Annotated in this window: 1 pseudogene; it reads left to right on the top strand. The window is 33.9% G+C overall.

From position 1 onward, the window contains the following. Window positions 1-140: pseudogene (locus C1E99_RS15330) on the top strand (cation-efflux pump); the annotation flags it as partial. Between the last annotated feature and the right edge of the window lie 196 nt (window positions 141-336).

Here is a 336-nt window from a genome sequence, read left to right as displayed (position 1 = left end):
CCAATTACCAAATGACCTCCATTAGCCAAAAATCAAAATTAGTTACGTTTGAAATTGGTGATTATGTTCATACGTCACTTTGGCGCCGTCATGAAAATTGGACTGTTATTTTCCATCAAATTTCAAAGAAACAAGCCTAGTCGAATGACTGGCTTTTCCTTTACCTTAAATTTTGGTTTTATACTCAATGAAAATCAAAAGTAGCCTAGGAAACGAAGCCGAAGATAGAACTGGAGTTCATCAAGGCAAGATGACAACGGATAATTTTGATTTTCGAAGAGTATTAAAAAAGAGCGCATGGCTCTTTTTCTTTATATTATTAGTTTTTTACTGCAT

The organism is Streptococcus suis (genome assembly GCF_002964045.1).
In the GTDB taxonomy this organism is placed as follows: domain Bacteria; phylum Bacillota; class Bacilli; order Lactobacillales; family Streptococcaceae; genus Streptococcus; species Streptococcus suis_U.
This window is presented reverse-complemented; position numbering and strand designations above follow the sequence as displayed.